Here is a 17,422-nt window from a genome sequence, read left to right as displayed (position 1 = left end):
CCAGCTCGGCCAGGGCAAGGAGAACGCCCGCAAGTTCCTGCTGGAGAACACCGACGTCCGCGACGAGGTCGAGAAGAAGATCAAGGAAAAGCTCGGCATCGGCGCCGACGTGACCGCCGACGGCGCGGCCGCCGAGGTCCCCGCCGACTTCTGATCCGATGACCCCTCGGCGCCCAGCCCCGCACCCCACCCGGCCCGCACCCGATACAACGCGGCCCGACCCGGTAACCGAGGCCCGCCACCGCCTGAACGAACTGCTCTCCGCCTCAGGCCGCCCACCCATTCCAACCCCAACCGGGTCCGGTTCGGGCGAGTCCGAACCGGGGCGGGTGCACTGGTCGGAGGGCGGTTCGGAGGCCGCTGGTTTCCAGGTGGGCGAGTCTGAGCCCAGGCGAGTCCAGCAGTCCGCAGGAGCTGCCGGGTTCCGGTCGCGTGGTTCTCGGCGGAGCCGTGGTCGGCGGTCCGAGATCGACTCGGAGGCTGCGGATTTCGACTCGAACGAGCATGAGTCGGGCCGGGGCCAGTGGCCCGAGGGGGATTCGGCGGGGGCGGGTTTTCGGGGGAGGGGGCAGGGGGATAGGCGGGTCCGGTTGGCCGAAGGTGGTTTGGCCGATTCGGACATCATGGGAACTCGGTCGAGCGCGCCCGATCCGCAGCGGGCGCGCTCGACTGGGTCCCGGCGCGGTCGCGGGCGCCGGAACGAATTCCGGCGCAACGACTCCCACTCGGCTGACTTACAGAGTTCCGAAGGCCGATGGGCGGATCCGGTGGCGGCCGGATCCGAGGAGGGTGCGTCCTCGACGGGCACCGGTGCGAACCGGTCCCGTGCGGAGCGCACTCCCCAAGGCGGGACGGTCGAGCAGGCGAAGGAGGCGTGTCTTCGCCTGCTCGCCGTCCGCGCCCGCAGCCGTGCCGAACTGGCGCAGCGTCTCGCGGCCAAGGGCTTTACGCCCGAAATCACCGAACGCGCCCTCGACCGCTTCACCGAGGTCGGCCTGATCGACGACGCCGCCTTCGCCGAACAATGGGTCCAGTCCCGCCACACCTTCTCCGGCAAGGGCAAACAAGCTCTTGCCCAAGAACTCCGCCGCAAAGGCGTCTCCCAATCCGACGCCGCCTGCGCCCTCGACGCCATCACCGCCGACGACGAGGAACAGCGCGCCACCGAACTGGTCCGCCGCAAACTGCGCACCATGCCCGCAAACCTGGACCGCGACAAAACAGTCCGCCGCCTCGTAGCCATGCTCGCCCGTCGCGGCTACAACCAATCCACCGCCTACACCGTGGTGAAAGCCGAACTGGCACAGGCCCAGTTCGACGCGCCGGACCTCGACTGAGCCCAAGTCACGCGCGGCAGTCGTGGGCTGTGTCCTGTGCCGGTTTCGGCTCTGTGCCTTGCCGGTCCGCTGCGGCGACAGTTAGTCGAAAGCGGGGGCGAGGACTTCTTCGCACCATTGGCGGAAGGTGGTCGGAGTCGTGGCTCGGGGAGTGCGGGGTTCGGCGTTGTCGAGGCCGTTCTCCTTTGCTTCCAACATGTCGTACATGCCCTGAGCCATGGCCTCGGACATGCCGGATTCGAGCATGGTGGCTTTGTAGGCCGCGCCGGAGACTTGTTGGAACCGGATCGGGCGATCGAGTACTTCGGACATGATTCGCGCCATGTCGTTGTTGGACAGGTCTTCTGGGCCGAGCACAGGAACGCTGTCATATCCGCTCCACGAGTCGTCGAGCAGCAGTTCGGCGGCGACGGCGGCGATATCGCGGGTCGCGCAGACGGGGCGTTTCAGCTCGGGGGACAGCGGTGCGAAGAACATGCCCTGAGTCTTGATCACTTCGATCTGGTGGAGGAAATTGTCCATGAACGAGGGCATCGTCAGCGCGCGGTAGTTCACACCGGTGCTCGCGATCAGATCGTCCATCGCCAGTGATGCCGTGACCAGTCCGGCGTTCCCAACCGATGCGGCCCCGCGCCCGAGACCCGAAATTCCGACCACACGCTGGACGCCCTGGCTCTTGAATGCCTCGCAGGCGGGCCGGGTGAAATCCAGAAAGGTCGCGTCGAGACTCGCGGTCTGCCGATCCGGCGGAAGCAGCCAGAACACGGCATCGGCACCGGCGAATGCCTTGGTGACGACATCGACGTCCCCATGCGAACCGGTTACGACTTCGACGCGCTCGCGGATATCGGCGGGCAGGCGTGCGGGATCACGCGCGATGACACGGACCGGCACTTCGCGGGCGAGGAGATGCGGCAGGACCTGACGGCCGATGGTGCCGGTCGGGGCGGTAACAACGATCATGACAACCTCTGCTCGAGTGATTTGGCACTGGCAAGTCAAGTCGGCGCGGCATCGAACCTGAAGGACCGATCCGATAAGCGTTGATACCGTGGGGGTATGAGTGATCTGGAGGTTCGGCAACTCCGATACTTCGTGGCCGTCGCCGAGGAACTGCATTTCGGACGCGCAGCCGACCGACTGGGGATGGCGCAACCACCCCTGTCGCGGGCGATCCGGGAACTGGAACGTCAACTGGGCGTTCAACTTTTCGAGCGCACCACCCGACACGTGGTGCTCACCCCGCCCGGCGAGACCTTGCTCCGCGACGCGCGGACCGCACTCGATGCCGTCGCGGCGGCTGCTCAGCGTGCCCGGCACGTCGGCAGGCCCGCACCGGGGTTACGGCTCGCGCTCAAAGCCGACTACGACGCCGGACTCCTGCCGAAGATCATCGAGACCTACCACCTCGAGGAAGCCGCGGTCCCGGTCGAGTTGATGTTGGGTGGTCGGGGCGAGCAGGTCCCGGCCCTACTTCAGGGCCGCGCAGATGTTGCCCTCCTGTCCACCCCGTACGACGACCGTGGTCTGGATGTCGAACCGCTGCTCACCGAACCGCGGCTGGTCGCACTGGCCGCATCCGATCCGCTCGCCGCCCGGGCAACCCTGTGCCTGGCCGACCTGGGCGGTCGAACGCTGCCCGACGGAATTCCCGCCGACCGCGACGGCCTCGCCCCGCCTTCCGAAACCCCGCGTCCCGTCCGGGATCTGGCACAGATCTTCAACCTGGTCGAACTCGGCAACAGCATCTGGTTCCCGCCCTCCTCGGTCGCGCGCCGCCACCCGCGCCCCGGCATCGCCTATCGCCCGGTCACCGACCTGACACCGGCCACCCTCGCGATCGCTTGGCCACAGAACTGTCACTCACCCGCGGTGGCGGCCTTCGTCCGTGCAGCCACCGCGGTGGCAGCAGCCACCTATCCGCCCGAATCCGCCCCACTCGCGGAAACTTTCACCTCCGCGGTCCACCCCCAGACCGAAGAACTCCGCAGCACCGTGCCGTTGTCCTGATCACCAACCACCTGAGCGACCCGCCCCCACAACTCCGCGCACGTGCCGGATGCACGCATCCTCGGCGGCAGCGCATCCCCGCTTACATGCTGGTGTCGCCACAAGCAGCAACCAAACCGCGTCAGTCCGAAAGAGGCTCTGAGCGTGCCCTTTCCACGAATCCGGCAATTGCCGGATGCAGGCGAGAAGTGCACGCTCAGACCCCTGGACTCACGGCTTCTGCGTGATATCCATCCCCGGAGTCGCATCGGCCAGAATCGAGTCGGCCGCCACGACGCCGGCACCCTTGGTCCGCTTGCGCGAGCGCAACCGCTGCTCCAGCTTATTGGCCACGATCGTCAACGTGCTGTTCAGCAGAATCATCACGACGGCGACGACCATCAGCGCGGGCACCGTATTGCGTTCGGCCGCACCGAGTTGCGAGCCCTGACGCACGATCTCGAGGTAGGTGATCTGGTAACCGAGCGCCGAATCCTTCAGCGCCACAACCATTTGCGAGATCAAGGCGGGCAGCATGGCGGTAATCGCCTGCGGCAGCAGGATCAACCGCATCAGCTGCCCCTTGCGCAGACCCAGCGCCACCGCGGCCTCGGTCTGCCCCTTCGGCAGCGATTTGATGCCGGCGCGCACGATTTCGGCGATGACCGAACCGTTGTAGACCGTCAGCGCGATCACCACGGCCCACAGCGCAAGCTGATCGACCTTGAACACCTTGTAATCGGAAAAGACGTAGAACAGGAAGATCATCAGGATCAGCACCGGAATGGCCCGGGCCACCTCGACGATCGCTCCCGCCACCCAGCGCACCACCCGGTGATCCGACAGGCGAAGGATGCCGAAGACCATGCCGATCACCAGCGCGAACACAATCGACAGCAGCGCCGCGACCAGGGTGCCGCGCAGGCCGGGCAGCAGATAGGTCTTCCAGACGTCCGCCTCGATGAACGGCTTCCACTTCTCCGCGGTGAACTGGCCCTTATCGGCGAAGCCGCGGTAGAACACCCAGCCGAGTGCCAGCACCGCGACAATCGCGATGACGGAATAGATTTGGTTTCGAATGCGCGCGCGGGGCCCCGGCGCATCGAAAAGAACCGAAGCACTCATCGAGCCACCTCGTATCGCTTGGCCAGCCAGCCGAACAGCAGGCCGGTCGGCAGGGTCAGGATTACGAAGCCGAGTGCGAAGATGAAGCCGATGGTGATCAGTGCGGCCTCGTTCTCGTTCATCTTGGCCATCAGGGTCGCTGCCTCGGCGACGCCGATCGCCGAGGCGATCGTCGAGTTCTTGGTGAGCGCGATCAGCACGCTGCCCAACGGGGCGATGACCGAGCGGAATGCCTGCGGCAGCACCACGATTCGCAGATTCTGCGTGAAGGTGAAGCCCAGTGAGCGGCCCGCCTCGGACTGGCCCATCGGCACGGTGTTGATGCCCGAGCGCAATGACTCGCACACGAATGCCGCTGTGTAGATGCTGAGTCCGAGTACGGCGTAGCGGAAGTTGTTCTGCGCCAGCGAGTTCGGGCCCTCCGGTGCGAGCTTCCAGCCCATGGTGGAGTAGAGGCCCAGTGAGCAGAACACGATGATCAGTGTCAGCGGGGTATTGCGGAAGATGGTGACGTAGGCGGCGCCGAGAAAACGGGCGACCGGCACGGGGGAGACGCGCATCGCGGCGACGAATGTGCCCAGGATCAGGGCGAGGACCGCCGACGACGCGGCCAGTTTGATGGTCACCCAGAAGGCGCCGAGGACGTCATACCTCGAGATCAGGTCGAACACGGTGCTCGCGTCCCTCCGATCGGATTGTGCGGCGGCCGGAGATCGTCCTTCCGCGCGCTATGTACAGGTTTGCTCGTAGCCAAGAGATCGGGTGGCCCGTGCAGGCCACCCGATCACGAATCTCAGTACCGGTTCACCGTCGGCGGCGTGGGCGCCTGGTAGCCGGAGACGCCGACCGTGGAGTCGAACGCCTTCTTCCAGGACCCGTCGGCGATCATGGCCTCGATCGCGTCGTTGACCTTGTCGCGCAGCTCTTTATCGCCCTTCTTCAGGCCGATGCCGTAGTTCTCTGTGGTGAACGGCTTGCCGACGACCTTGAACGTGCCCGCGCTCTGCGCGGCGTAACCGGCCAGGATGATGTCATCGGTGGTCACCGCGTCGTACGAACCGGCCTGCAGGCCCTCGAGGCACAGCGAGTAGGTGTCGTTGGTCTGCAGCTGCGTGGCGGGGTAGTTCTTCTCGATGTTCTGGGCCGGGGTGGAGCCCTTCACCGAGCAGACCTTCTTACCCTTCAGATCATCGGGACCGTTGATGCCGGAGTTGTCGGCCTTTACCAAAAGCGACTGGCCCGCAACGTAATACGGCCCGGCGAAGTCGACCTTCTGCTTACGCGCATCGTTGATCGAGTAGGTCGCGACGATGTAGTCGACCTGACCGTTCTCGATCAGCGTCTCGCGCTGACCGGACGGGGACTCCTTGAACGTGATGTTCTCCGGCTTCACACCGAGCTTGCCCGCGACGTACTTGGCGACCTCGACGTCGAAGCCGCTGTAGGAGCCGTCTTTGTTGCGCAGGCCGAGGCCCGGCTGGTCGAATTTGATGCCGACGGTGAGCTTTCCGTCCTTGGCGTTGTCGAGTGCGGACTTGTCGCTTCCACCGCCACAGGCGGCGGTCGTTGCGGCCAGCGTCAGGGCTATCGCCCCGATGCCGAGTCGAAGCGAACGGTTGATCCTCATCGTGTTCCTTCTCCCTCTGGTGATTTCGGTGGCCGAGGTCTTTACGTTTGCGGTGATTACTCGGTTCAGTGGCTCAGAATCTTGCCGAGGAAATCCTTGGCGCGGTCGGACTTCGGCGCGGTGAAGAACACCTCGGGTGTGTCGTCTTCGACGATCAGCCCGTCCGCCATGAACAGCACCCGGTTGCCCGCCTTGCGTGCGAAGCCCATCTCATGGGTGACGACCAGCATCGTCATCCCCTCCTTGGCCAGCGACACCATGACGTCGAGCACCTCGTTGACCATCTCCGGGTCCAGCGCCGAGGTCGGCTCGTCGAACAGCATCACCTTCGGGCTCATCGCCAGCGCGCGGGCGATCGCCACGCGCTGCTGCTGGCCGCCGGAGAGCTGCGCCGGATACTTATCGGCCTGATTGGCGATCCCGACGCGCTCGAGCAGTTCCATCGCGCGCTTGCGGGCGTCCTCCTTTTTCACCTTGCGAACCTTCAGCGGCGCGAGCATCACGTTCTCGACGATCGTCTTATGCGCGAAGAGGTTGAACGATTGGAACACCATGCCGACATCGGCGCGCAGTGCGGCGAGCGCGCGGCCCTCGGCGGGCAGTGGTACGCCGTCGATGGCGATATCGCCGGAGTCGATCGGTTCCAGTCGGTTGATGGTGCGGCACAGCGTCGACTTCCCGGACCCCGAGGGGCCGAGAACGATGACGACCTGTCCCTTGGGGACTTCGAGGTTGATATCGCGCAGCACATGGAGGTCACCGAAGTGCTTTTCCACATTGCGCATCGAAATCATCGGCGCGCTCGTAGCGGTACTGCCCTCATCAGAACTAGCTGCCCCGGTTTTGGCCAACCCGATTGTGTCGGGCGTGGTGGCGTCGTCGGTCATGGTCCAAGACCTTAAGCGGAAAACGGCGATTTGCCCGGGTTTCGGCGACACACCGTCACGCCGCGCCGATACGACACAGCGCCGTAACCCTTCCGATGCGACCCGGCCGGGGCCCGGAGCCTGCGCCGATGCGCTGAAAACCCGCGTTGCGCACCCCCGTACCCTGGACGGGTGGATTCGATCGGACAGGCAGTGTTGTCTCCCGCCCCTGCGGCCGCGGACGGCGCACGCAGTTACGAGGTCCGCACCTTCGGTTGCCAGATGAACGTGCACGATTCCGAACGCTTGTCGGGCCTGCTCGAAGATGCGGGTTATGTGAAGGCCGCGCCGGGTGCGACGGCCGATCTCGTCGTCTTCAATACCTGTGCGGTGCGCGAGAACGCCGATAACAAGCTCTACGGCACTCTCGGCCACCTCGCCCCGATCAAGGCCGACCGGCCGGGCATGCAGATCGCCGTCGGCGGCTGCCTGGCGCAGAAGGACCGCGACACCGTCGTGCGCAAGGCGCCGTGGGTGGATGTGGTGTTCGGCACACACAACATCGGATCGCTGCCGGTGCTGCTGGAACGTGCGCGGCACAATGCCGAGGCGCAGGTGGAGATTCTGGAATCGCTGGAGGCGTTCCCGTCGAGCCTGCCCGCCAAGCGCGAATCCGCCTATGCCGGTTGGGTTTCGATCTCGGTGGGCTGCAATAACACCTGCACGTTCTGCATCGTGCCGTCGCTGCGCGGCAAGGAGGTCGACCGCCGTCCGGGCGATGTGCTCGCCGAGGTGCAGGCGCTGGTCGATCAGGGCGTCCTGGAAGTCACGCTGCTCGGCCAGAACGTGAACTCCTACGGTGCGTCCTTCGCCGATCCCGACGAGACGCGTGACCGCGGTGCCTTCGCCAAACTCTTGCGTGCGGCCGGACGCATCGATGGGCTGGAGCGAGTGCGCTTCACCTCGCCGCATCCGGCCGAATTCACCGATGACGTGATCGAGGCGATGGCCGAGACGCCGAATGTCTGCCCGCAGCTGCATATGCCGCTGCAGTCCGGTTCGGACCGGGTGCTGAAGGCGATGCGCCGGTCCTACCGCAAGGCGCGCTACCTCGGCATCATCGAGAAGGTGCGGGCCGCGATGCCGCACGCCGCGATCACCACCGACATCATCGTCGGCTTCCCCGGCGAGACCGAGGAGGATTTCCAGGAGACCCTGGATGTGGTCCGGCAGGCGCGGTTCACCAGCGCCTACACCTTCCAGTACTCCAAGCGTCCTGGTACACCCGCCGCGGATATGCCCGACCAACTGCCCAAGGCGGTGGTGCAGGAGCGCTACGAGCGGCTCATCGCGTTGCAGGAGGAGATCTCCCTCGGCGCGAACGAGGCGCTCGTCGGCACCGAGGTCGAACTGCTCGTCGCCGACGGCGCGGGCAAGAAGAACGCCGCGACCGCCCGCATGAGCGGCCGCGCCCGCGACGGCCGACTCGTGCACTTCCGCCCCGAAGGCGCTGCGGAAAAGATCCGCCCCGGCGACATCATCACCGTCGACATCACCGACGCGGCCCCGCACCACCTGATCGCCGACGCACCCATCAAAACCCACCGACGCACCCGCGCAGGCGACGCCCACGAACGCGGAATCACCCCCAAAACCGACCCCATCGGTGTCGGCCTCGGCCTCCCCCGCATCGGCGCTCCCGTGCCCGAACCCGTCGCCTCAGGCTGCTCAACCGGCTGCGGCGCATGAGCACACGGTCGGGTGACGAGGACCTGACGCGTGCTGGGGGATCGGATCCCGCACCGGGTGCGTCTGGAGCGGGGTCGTCCGTGTCGGATTCCGGTGGTGCCGGAGCAGATCGTGCGACGCGTGCTGCCGACGAGACGGGTCTGGTGTCCGATCGCGCGACCGATGGTGCACAGACTGATAACGGGGAGCGTGCAGGTGAGAGTGCCGCGCCGAGCGGTGAACGCCGCGAGGTCGTGCCGAGCTCACCCGAGATGGATTCGCTCGGAGCCGGTAGGACGCGTACGGGCGATCCCAAGGGTGACCCCGGCGGCGTCTCGAACGCGGGCGAGGGCGCTTCGGGCTCGGGTGGGCGCAAGGTTGGCGCGGATTCGGGACCCGGCGAGACCGGCGCGGTTTCGAATGCGGGCGAGGGTGTCGCGGATTCGGGATCGGGCGTGGGCGCTGCGGGTTCGCGGGGAGGCGAGGATGTCGCGGCGGATTCGGGACCCGGCCAGGATGCCGCGGACTCGCGATCTGGTGCGGGGGATGCGAGTACTACCGGACGTAGTGGGGTGGCCGCGGGGGATGGGGGCGGTGATGGCACAGTGGATGCGGGTAAGGCAGCGGAGCAGAGATCAGCCGAAGGAGACGAGGGCGCAGTGAACTCGGTCGAGAGCAGTAATGGCTTCGAGCAGTTCAAGGACGATCTCGACGCCGTCGAGCGGCGCATTGCGGGGGAGATCGACCCCGGGGTGCGCGCGATGGTGGTCGCGGGCGCGGTTTTCCTGCTGCTGTTTTCGCTCGTGTTGTCGCATGCGGGCGGTGCGCGCGGATTCGATGTTCTGCTCGGTACCGATGCCGCGCGCGCTGAGCACATCGGTCTGCCGTCGCGGATCTTCGTCTGGTTCGCCGTCCTCTTCGGCATCGGCTTCTCACTGCTCGCGCTGATGACCCGCCGCTGGGTCCTCGCCTGGATCGCCGTCGCCGGTTCCGCGATCGGCAGCGTCTTCGGCGTCTTCTCGATCTGGCACCGCCAGACCCCCGGCCTCGGCAACTATCACGGTGCAGGCCCAGGTGTCGGCCTCATCCTCGGCACCATCGCCATCATCGTGCTGACCTTCCACTGGATCCGGGTCGTCTGGAGCCGCACCGCCCTGCAACTTGCCGCAGAGGAACAGCGCCGCAACGCCGCAGCCGCTGCCGAGGAACGCGACCGCCGCCGCCTCACCGGCGACTCCTGACCCACCCAGCGCACTCAACGTCGGACCTACGCTGAGCCGCGCACCTTTCGCGCGAACGTGGCAGAGAATGCCGAGCTCGTGCGAGGGTGCACGCTCAGACCCGTCCAGCGACCCGGAACCGCCGGTCGGTATCGCTATCCGGGCCGCACAGTCAGCGCGGCCGCACGGCCCAGTGCGGTGTTGCCGAGCATCAGATCCGTTGTCCGCTAGACGATTTCGTGTTGCTTAGCCCCGAGGCTGACGGAGTCCCCGCTTGCGGTGCTCGAGCCGAAGCGGTGTGAACTACGCTGCGGCGTTGCCGGTCAGCATGGCGATCCGGCCGCGGAGTCGGCGCGGCCGCACAGTCCGGAATGCGCCCGGTGCCGAAGCATCAGATCCGTTGCCCGGTGGACGAATTCGTGGCCAAGCGCACAGAGTCCGTGCTTGCGTTGCTCGCGCCCACGCGGCATGGACGAAGGTGCTGTAGCGCTGCCAGTGAGCATGAATTCCACGAGGGCCCGAGACCAAGCCGCGCGGAGGACACGCAGCGCTGGCTTCTCACGTGCCAGGCTGCGGCACGCGGTCTTGCCTCCGAGACGGCCGGGTGCCGATCGCACCCGAGTTCGTCAACCGGTCGCGCGGCCGATCGATGCGATCCGCGCCAGCGCATGGCGGTACGGGATCAGCGGTTGCTGACTGCGCCTTCTGCGGCCTCGGCCCACTCGCGCCACTGTTTGGCTTGCTCCAGTGCCTTCTCCGCATCGCGCTTGTTGCCTGCGGCGGTTGCCTTGGCGGCCTGTTCCTCGAATTGGGCGACGCGTTCGCGGAATTGGGCGGCTCGGGCCATGGCCTCGGGATCGGTGCGGCGCCATTGGGCGTCTGCCGCGTCGCGGACGCGCTTTTCGATGGTGCGGAGTTTGCCTTCGAGTTCCTGGATGCGTTCGCGTGGGACCTTGCCGATCGCGTCCCATTTGTCCTGGAGTTCGCGCAGGGCGGCGCGGGCGGCGTCCAGACCGGTGGAGGGATCGATGTGTCCGTAGGCTTGCAGCAGATCTTCCTTGGCGGCGGCGTTCTGCTCGAATTCGGCATCGCGCTCGGAGACGGCGGCATTGCGCGCCGCGAAGAACACGTCCTGGGCGCTCTTGAAACGCCGCCACAGCGCCTCGTCGGCCTCGCGTGGCGCCCGGCCCGCGGCCTTCCACTCGGCGAGTAGATCGCGGAACACACCGGCGGTGCCGACCCAGTCGGTGGAGCCGGAAAGTTCCTCGGCGCGCACGCAGAGTTCTTCCTTGCGCGACTTCGCGGCCGCGCGTTCGCGGTCGAGTTCGGCGAAGTGTGCGCCGCGACGGCGGTTGAACGCCTCACGCGCCTTGGAGTAGCGCTTCCACAATGCGTCGTCGACCTTGCGGTCCACGCCGCGGATGGACTTCCACTCGTCCAGGATTTCGCGCAGCCGATCGCCCGCGGCCTTCCACTGCGTGGATTCGGTGGCGATCTTCTCGGCCTCGGCGCACAGCGCTTCCTTGCGCTCGGTGTGCTCGTGCCTGGCTTTTTCCTTCTCCTCCTTGGCGTGCGCCGCCGCCTCTTCGGAGTGTTCGGCAATGGCCTGCAGTCGCTGGGCGAGGCCCTCGACATCGCCGATGACCGCCGCGGTGGGCAGCGATTCGGCGATGGCGACCGCGGCCGCCTTGGTCTTGCGGGCATCCGCCCCGGCGGCCAGTCGAGCCTCGAGCAGCGCGACTTCGGTGGCCAGGTCGTCGAACCGACGGCCGAAGTGCGCCAGGCCCTCGGCGGCGTCGCCGGCCTGCCAGGATCCGACGACGCGCTCGCCCTCGGCGGTCTTCACCCATGCGGTGCCGTCTTCGTCGACGCGACCCCACGCACTGGGATCGCTGACGGTCGGGACGACGACCGGATGCGGATGCTGCTGCGCGGCAGGCCCCGGGGCCGGTTTGACCGCATGTGGCTTGGGATGGGCCGCCGACCCGCCCGGTTTGGGGGCCGCGGCTGGTTTCGGGGCGGCGGAAGGTTTAGGCACGGCGGCCTTCGGGGAATCCGAGGGGCGCGGCGTGCTGCCGGGGGTCGCTTTCGCCGTTCCGTTGCTCTCGCTCATTGCTCCTCGTCCCTGCCGCGCGTCACGGCTGCCTGGTTACGCCCTAGCTCACTCCATTGAACCCGGTCCGAGCCCTGTAAACCATCGATCAATGCCCTCCGACTGATGATTCCCAGGGAAATCAACCCGTGATGACCTGGGTTGTAGCACCTCGAACACTATCAATCTCGGCCGAGTTTGCGGCATAGACACTCGAACCCCGACGTTGCGGACGCCGCAGCGGTGCTGTGGATCGCGCATTCGGCGAACGACTACGGTTACGGCGTGTTCTCCATTGCGGCCCTGGTCCCGTCGCCGCCGATCCTGGTGCCCGAGCTCTGCGGCGGTCTCGCGCACGCGGCCGGGTCGGATCCCGATGACGCGCCCGCGGTGTTGCGCGCGGCCGCACTCGCCGCGGTCGGCGCGTTGGCCGCGACGACTCGGCACTGGACCGTCGTGGGTGTGGGCGCGGGCGCGCAGGTCGTCGGACCGGATGCGGTCGGCACCTTCCGCGGTTTCGGTGCGGACGTACAGGTAGGGCTTTCGGCGGACGCGCTGTCGCGATCGCGGCAAACGCCCGGCGCAGCGGATCCACGGCAGCCGCTGCCCGCCCTGATCGCCGGGTGGTTGCGTGGTCAGGTGGCGCCGGAGGCGGTGGCCGCGACGACTCTCGTCGCCGTCGACACACCCGCCGACGAATGCGCCCGGATCGGTGCGCAGTTGCGTTCCGCCCTGGACGATTCGCCGGAGGAGGCGGGCGTTCTCGTCGTGGCGGACGGTGCGGCGACCTTGACCCTCAAGGCGCCGGGCTACCTCGACGAGCGCGCCGCCGACGTGCAGCGCGAACTGGACCGTGCCCTGGCCGACGGCGATACCGCCGGACTGCTTGCTCTGGATCCGGCCTTGTGCGCCGAACTCGTGCTGTCCGGCCGCGCGGCCTATCAGGTGCTCGCTGGACTTTTCGCCGCTGATTCGGTCGCCCCATCCGTCGAAACCCTGTACAGCGATGCCCCGTTCGGCGTCGGCTATCAGGTGAGCATCTGGCGCACATCGGGAGGTGATCGGTGACAACGCCGATCGCCGTCGTCGGGCCCACCGCCACCGGCAAATCCGACCTCGGCCTCGATCTCGCCGAACGACTCGGCGGCGAAATCGTGAATATCGACGCAATGCAGCTCTATCGCGGCATGGACGTCGGCACCGCGAAACTCCTGCCCGCCGAACGCCGGGACATCCCGCACCACCAACTCGATGTCCTCGAAGTCACCGAAACCGCAACCGTCGCCGCCTATCAGGCCGCGGCCAGTGTGGATGTGCGCGAGATCATGGCGCGCGGCCGCAGGCCGGTCATCGTCGGCGGCTCGATGATGTATGTCCAAGCGCTGCTGGATGATTGGGAATTTCCGGCCACCGATCCGACGGTCCGTGCGCGGTGGGAGGCACTGCTGGCCGAGCGCGGCATCAGCGCTGTGCACGAAGCGTTGAAAGCGGCCGATCCGGCGGCCGCGGCGACCATCCTGCCCACCGACGGCCGCCGCATGGTGCGCGCGCTCGAGGTCGTCGAACTCACCGGCCGCCCGTTCGCGGCCTCGGCGCCGGTCATCGGAAAACCGCGCTGGGACACCGTGATCATCGGAGTGGACCGCGACACCGCCGAACTCGACGCGCGCATCGAACGGCGCACCGCGCTGATGTTCGAGGCCGGTCTCGTCGACGAGGTCCGCGGACTGATCGATAAGGGTCTGCGCGAGGGCGTCACGGCGCGCCGGGCGATCGGCTACGCACAAGTCCTGTCGTACCTGGACAACGAATACGACCTGAACCACGCGCAGGAACGCACCCTGATCGGCACCCGGCGCTATGTCCGGCGGCAGCGCTCGTGGTTCCGCCGCGATCCCAGGGTGCGGTGGGTGGACGGCGCCGATCCCGGTCTGGTCGCGACCGCGTTGTCCCTGCTAGAGAAGGAACGGATCCCGCAGTGACACGTCGTGTGAGTACCCGCAACGCCTCGGTCCAGGTGTGGCAGGCGTATCTGAACAACCGGACCAAGCGCCACCGCGACGGCCGCTTCCTGGTGCAGGGTGTGCGCCCGATCACTCAAGCGATCGCCAATGACTGGCCGCTGGAGACGATGCTCTACCGCCTCGGCGCGCCGGAGCTGTCGAGTTGGGCCCGGGAACTACTGGAGACCAGCGGCGTGCCGCAGGTCGGCCTGGTTCCGGAGCTGATGGCCGAACTCGGCGAAAAGTCCACCGGCATACCGGAATTGGTGGCCGTCGCGATATCCAGGCAACCCGAGCTCGACACCTTCGAGCCCGGTGAACCCGGTGACACAGCGCCACCTGTCGTGGTGGTTTTCGATCGCCCCAACTCGCCAGGCAATCTCGGCACGCTCATCCGCTCCGCCGACGCCTTCGGTGCCAGCGGCATCATCGTCACCGGTCACGGTGCCGACCAATACGATCCGCAGGCGGTCCGCGCATCCACCGGTTCGCTGTTCGTCATGCCGATCTTCCGTGCGGCCGGGCCCGCGCAGGTGCTCGAATTCCGCGACCGGCAGATCCAGCGTGGCATCCCGACCCGCATTGTCGGCACCGATGAGAACGGCGCGGATGCGGTCTTCGACTACGACTTCGCCGAGGCGACGATCCTGGTCGTCGGCAATGAGACCAGCGGCATGAGCGCGGCCTGGCAGGAGGCCTGCGACGATATGGTCTATATCCCGATGGGTGGCACCGCCAGCTCGCTCGGTGCGCCCTCGGCCGCCGCGGTCGCGTTGTACGAAATTTCGCGGCAGCGCCGTACGTTGGTTCGAGGACGATAAGCAGGGAGAATGCGCGACGTGTCGGATATCGAGTTCACCAAGGGCCACGGCACCGAGAACGATTTCGTGGTGCTGCCCGATCCGGAGGTCCGACTGGACCTGACGCCGGACCGGGTCGCCGCGCTGTGCGATCGTCGCCGCGGACTCGGCGCGGACGGTGTGCTGCGGGTGGCGCGGGCGGGCACGCTGCGGGACGCGGGTGTGCTCGCCGAGATTCCCGAGGGTATCGCCGACACCGACTGGTTCATGGACTATCGCAATGCCGACGGCTCGATCGCCGAGATGTGTGGCAACGGGGTGCGGGTATTCGCGCACTACCTGGCGGCGAAGGGGCTCGAATCGCGTACGGAGTACGTCGTCGGTAGTCGCGCGGGGGCGCGTCCGGTCACGGTGCATTCCGGTGGGCCTGCCAATGGCGAGGTAACCGTGGGGATGGGCATCGTTCGCGAGCTCGGTTCCTCGAATGCGACCATCGGTGGTTGGGCGCTGCCCGGCATCGGCATCGACGTCGGCAATCCGCACCTGGCCTGCGTCGATGCGAGCCTGACCGTGGACGCGCTCGCTAAACTCGATCTCACCGTCGCACCCGGCTTCGACCCGGATCTGTTCCCGCAGGGCGTGAATGTCGAGATCCTGACCGGATTGGTCGACGGCGCGGTCGATATGCGCGTCTACGAACGCGGTGTCGGCGAAACCCGTTCCTGCGGAACCGGAACCGTCGCTGCCGCGGCGGCCGCTCTGGCCGCCGACGGTTTCCGCATCGCCACCGACACCGGTGAGGTGCGCGTCCGGGTGCTCGGTGGCGAGGTCACCGTCCGCCTCGCCGAGGGTGCGGCTCGGTTGCGCGGACCGTCGGTGCTGGTTGCGACGGGCCGGATTGCCGAAGACTGGTGGTCGTCGCATTCGCCGAGCTGAGCTCGCTGATACGCCTTGCTGCGCAGCAGCCGGGACCGGCCTCGGCCGTGTCCAGGGATAACCGAATGCGCATCGGTCAGCACTCGTGGCAGCATGGATGATGTATGACGAAATCGAAGACTTTTGAATTCACTCCGGCCGACGACAATGACCACGTCGAGGCCGTCGAGGACACGACGGAAGACACCGGCGATGTAGTCGCCGAGCACGCCGCGCGGATGCGGCGGTCCGGGTGGACCGCCGACCCGACTGTCGGCGAGATGCAGCTCGACGAGCGCTCCTCGCTGCGGCGTGTCGCGGGTCTGTCGACCGAGCTCACCGATATCACCGAGGTCGAGTACCGTCAGCTGCGACTGGAGCGGGTCGTGCTGGTCGGGGTCTGGACCACGGGCACCGCGACACAGGCCGAGGCGAGCATGGCCGAACTGGCCGCACTCGCCGAAACCGCGGGTTCGGAGGTGCTGGAAGGACTGATCCAGCGTCGCGACAAGCCGGATCCGGCCACCTATATCGGTTCCGGTAAGGCCGACGAACTGCGCGCCGTGGTACTCGAAACCGGCGCCGATACCGTGATCTGCGACGGTGAACTGACCCCGGCGCAGCTGACCGCGCTGGAGAAGGTCGTCAAGGTCAAGGTGATCGACCGAACCGCACTGATCCTGGACATCTTCGCCCAGCACGCCACCTCCAGCGAGGGTAAGGCGCAGGTATCGCTGGCCCAGATGGAATACATGCTGCCGCGACTGCGCGGTTGGGGTGAGTCCATGTCCCGGCAGGCCGGTGGTCGCGCAGGCGGCAATGGCGGCGGTGTGGGTCTGCGTGGTCCCGGTGAGACCAAGATCGAAACCGATCGTCGCCGCATTCGCGAGCGAATGGCCAAGTTGCGCCGCGAGATTCGCGAGATGAAGACCGCACGCGATACCAAGCGGGCCCGTCGCACTTCCAGCGGCATCCCGGCGGTCGCCATCGTCGGCTACACCAATGCGGGCAAATCCAGCCTGATGAACGCGCTGACCGGCGCGGGCCTGCTGGTCCAGGACGCACTGTTCGCGACACTGGATCCGACCACCCGCCGTGCCGAACTGGACGACGGCCGCGAGGTCGTCTTCACCGATACCGTCGGATTCGTGCGGCATCTGCCGACCCAGTTGGTCGAGGCGTTCCGGTCCACCCTGGAGGAGGTCACCGGCGCGGATCTGCTGCTGCACGTGGTCGACGGTTCTGACCCGCTACCCGCTGAACAGATCAAGGCGGTCCGCGAGGTGATCACCGATGTGATCAAGCAGTCGGGGGCACCGGCGCCGCCGGAGCTGTTGGTGGTCAACAAGATCGATGCGGTCGACCCGGTCGAGCTCACTCGGCTGCGCGCGATGCTGCCCGACGCGTCCTACGTTTCGGCGCACAAGGGCACCGGCATCACCGAGCTGCGCGAGCGCCTCGCCGAGGTGCTCGGCGGCCTCGACGTCGAAATCAGTGTGCTGCTGCCCTACACCCGTGGCGATCTGCTCGCCCGCATCCATGCGGACGGCCGCATCACCACCTCCGAGCACGAGGAGGGCGGCACCCGGGTGCGCGCCCGCGTTCCGCACGCACTGGCGGCGGCGCTGTCACCGTTCGCGCACGCCGGCGGATCGTCCGAGCCGGACGGTGCGGGTTCGCCCGAGGCCGATGGTGTCGCGCACTGAGCTGTGGTCTCGAT

At 67.1% G+C, this 17,422-nt stretch carries 15 protein-coding genes and 1 pseudogene; 10 read left to right on the top strand and 6 right to left on the bottom strand.

Annotated elements, in window-relative coordinates; translation table 11 throughout:
- Both ON44_RS52735 and recX read left to right on the top strand, forming a co-directional pair.
- Positions 1-154, top strand: a pseudogene (locus tag ON44_RS52735) (recombinase RecA); the annotation flags it as partial.
- Positions 155-767: 613 nt separating this feature from the next.
- The gene (recX, locus tag ON44_RS21475; protein ID WP_040692863.1) at positions 768-1,337 is read left to right on the top strand and encodes a recombination regulator RecX; all 570 of its coding nucleotides are present in this window, start codon (positions 768-770) and stop codon (positions 1,335-1,337) included.
- 81 nt (positions 1,338-1,418) lie between these two features.
- Here recX and ON44_RS21470 read toward each other — a convergent pair whose 3' ends face one another.
- On the bottom strand, positions 1,419-2,300 hold the full coding sequence (locus ON44_RS21470; protein ID WP_040692835.1) for an NAD(P)H-binding protein: 882 nt from the start codon (positions 2,298-2,300) through the stop codon (positions 1,419-1,421).
- 96 nt (positions 2,301-2,396) lie between these two features.
- Here ON44_RS21470 and ON44_RS21465 point away from each other — a divergent pair, with 96 nt between their 5' ends.
- Positions 2,397-3,347, top strand: a complete 951-nt coding sequence (locus ON44_RS21465) for a LysR family transcriptional regulator (RefSeq protein WP_083898041.1) — start codon at positions 2,397-2,399, stop codon at positions 3,345-3,347.
- 210 nt (positions 3,348-3,557) lie between these two features.
- Here the strand turns inward: ON44_RS21465 and ON44_RS21460 are convergent, their stop codons facing one another.
- The 4 genes from ON44_RS21460 to gluA all read right to left on the bottom strand — a co-directional run bounded on the left by ON44_RS21460 (position 3,558) and on the right by gluA (position 6,872).
- Positions 3,558-4,451 (bottom strand): amino acid ABC transporter permease, encoded by an 894-nt coding sequence (locus tag ON44_RS21460; protein WP_040692833.1) that lies wholly within the window; start codon positions 4,449-4,451, stop codon positions 3,558-3,560.
- On the bottom strand, positions 4,448-5,122 hold the full coding sequence (locus tag ON44_RS21455; protein ID WP_040692831.1) for an amino acid ABC transporter permease: 675 nt from the start codon (positions 5,120-5,122) through the stop codon (positions 4,448-4,450). Before ON44_RS21455 ends, ON44_RS21460 begins: the two co-directional genes overlap by 4 nt.
- A 122-nt stretch (positions 5,123-5,244) precedes the next feature.
- The gene (locus ON44_RS21450; protein ID WP_040692829.1) at positions 5,245-6,078 is read right to left on the bottom strand and encodes a glutamate ABC transporter substrate-binding protein; all 834 of its coding nucleotides are present in this window, start codon (positions 6,076-6,078) and stop codon (positions 5,245-5,247) included.
- Between the two features lie 65 nt (positions 6,079-6,143).
- Positions 6,144-6,872: a glutamate ABC transporter ATP-binding protein GluA gene (gene gluA / locus ON44_RS21445; RefSeq protein WP_040692828.1), complete on the bottom strand. Its 729-nt coding sequence runs from the start codon at positions 6,870-6,872 to the stop codon at positions 6,144-6,146.
- 264 nt (positions 6,873-7,136) lie between these two features.
- Here gluA and miaB point away from each other — a divergent pair, with 264 nt between their 5' ends.
- Positions 7,137-8,693: a tRNA (N6-isopentenyl adenosine(37)-C2)-methylthiotransferase MiaB gene (miaB, locus tag ON44_RS21440; protein ID WP_174415111.1), complete on the top strand. Its 1,557-nt coding sequence runs from the start codon at positions 7,137-7,139 to the stop codon at positions 8,691-8,693.
- 638 nt (positions 8,694-9,331) lie between these two features.
- Positions 9,332-9,913, top strand: coding sequence for an Rv2732c family membrane protein (locus ON44_RS21435; RefSeq protein ID WP_040692860.1), 582 nt, complete (start codon positions 9,332-9,334; stop codon positions 9,911-9,913).
- A 661-nt stretch (positions 9,914-10,574) separates the two neighbouring features.
- On the opposite strand, the gene ON44_RS21430 is transcribed toward ON44_RS21435, so the two are convergent.
- Positions 10,575-12,005, bottom strand: a complete 1,431-nt coding sequence (locus ON44_RS21430; protein WP_040692827.1) for a DUF349 domain-containing protein — start codon at positions 12,003-12,005, stop codon at positions 10,575-10,577.
- Between the two features lie 264 nt (positions 12,006-12,269).
- Here ON44_RS21430 and ON44_RS21425 point away from each other — a divergent pair, with 264 nt between their 5' ends.
- From ON44_RS21425 to hflX, 5 genes are all read left to right on the top strand, one after another.
- Entirely contained in the window at positions 12,270-13,052 is a 783-nt protein-coding gene (locus ON44_RS21425; RefSeq protein WP_040692858.1) for a class III extradiol ring-cleavage dioxygenase family protein, read from the top strand.
- Entirely contained in the window at positions 13,049-13,966 is a 918-nt protein-coding gene (gene miaA, locus ON44_RS21420) for a tRNA (adenosine(37)-N6)-dimethylallyltransferase MiaA (protein WP_040692826.1), read from the top strand. The genes ON44_RS21425 and miaA overlap by 4 nt, the downstream gene beginning before the upstream one ends.
- A complete protein-coding gene (locus ON44_RS21415; protein WP_083898039.1) occupies positions 13,963-14,808 on the top strand; it encodes a TrmH family RNA methyltransferase in 846 nt (281 codons plus the stop codon). The genes miaA and ON44_RS21415 overlap by 4 nt, the downstream gene beginning before the upstream one ends.
- A 27-nt stretch (positions 14,809-14,835) precedes the next feature.
- Positions 14,836-15,723 (top strand): diaminopimelate epimerase, encoded by an 888-nt coding sequence (gene dapF / locus ON44_RS21410; protein WP_040692856.1) that lies wholly within the window; start codon positions 14,836-14,838, stop codon positions 15,721-15,723.
- Between the two features lie 218 nt (positions 15,724-15,941).
- The gene (gene hflX, locus ON44_RS21405; protein WP_051182290.1) at positions 15,942-17,408 is read left to right on the top strand and encodes a GTPase HflX; all 1,467 of its coding nucleotides are present in this window, start codon (positions 15,942-15,944) and stop codon (positions 17,406-17,408) included.
- Positions 17,409-17,422 lie beyond the last annotated feature (14 nt).

The organism is Nocardia vinacea NBRC 16497, assembly GCF_000308835.1.
Classification (GTDB): domain Bacteria; phylum Actinomycetota; class Actinomycetes; order Mycobacteriales; family Mycobacteriaceae; genus Nocardia; species Nocardia vinacea.
This window is presented reverse-complemented; position numbering and strand designations above follow the sequence as displayed.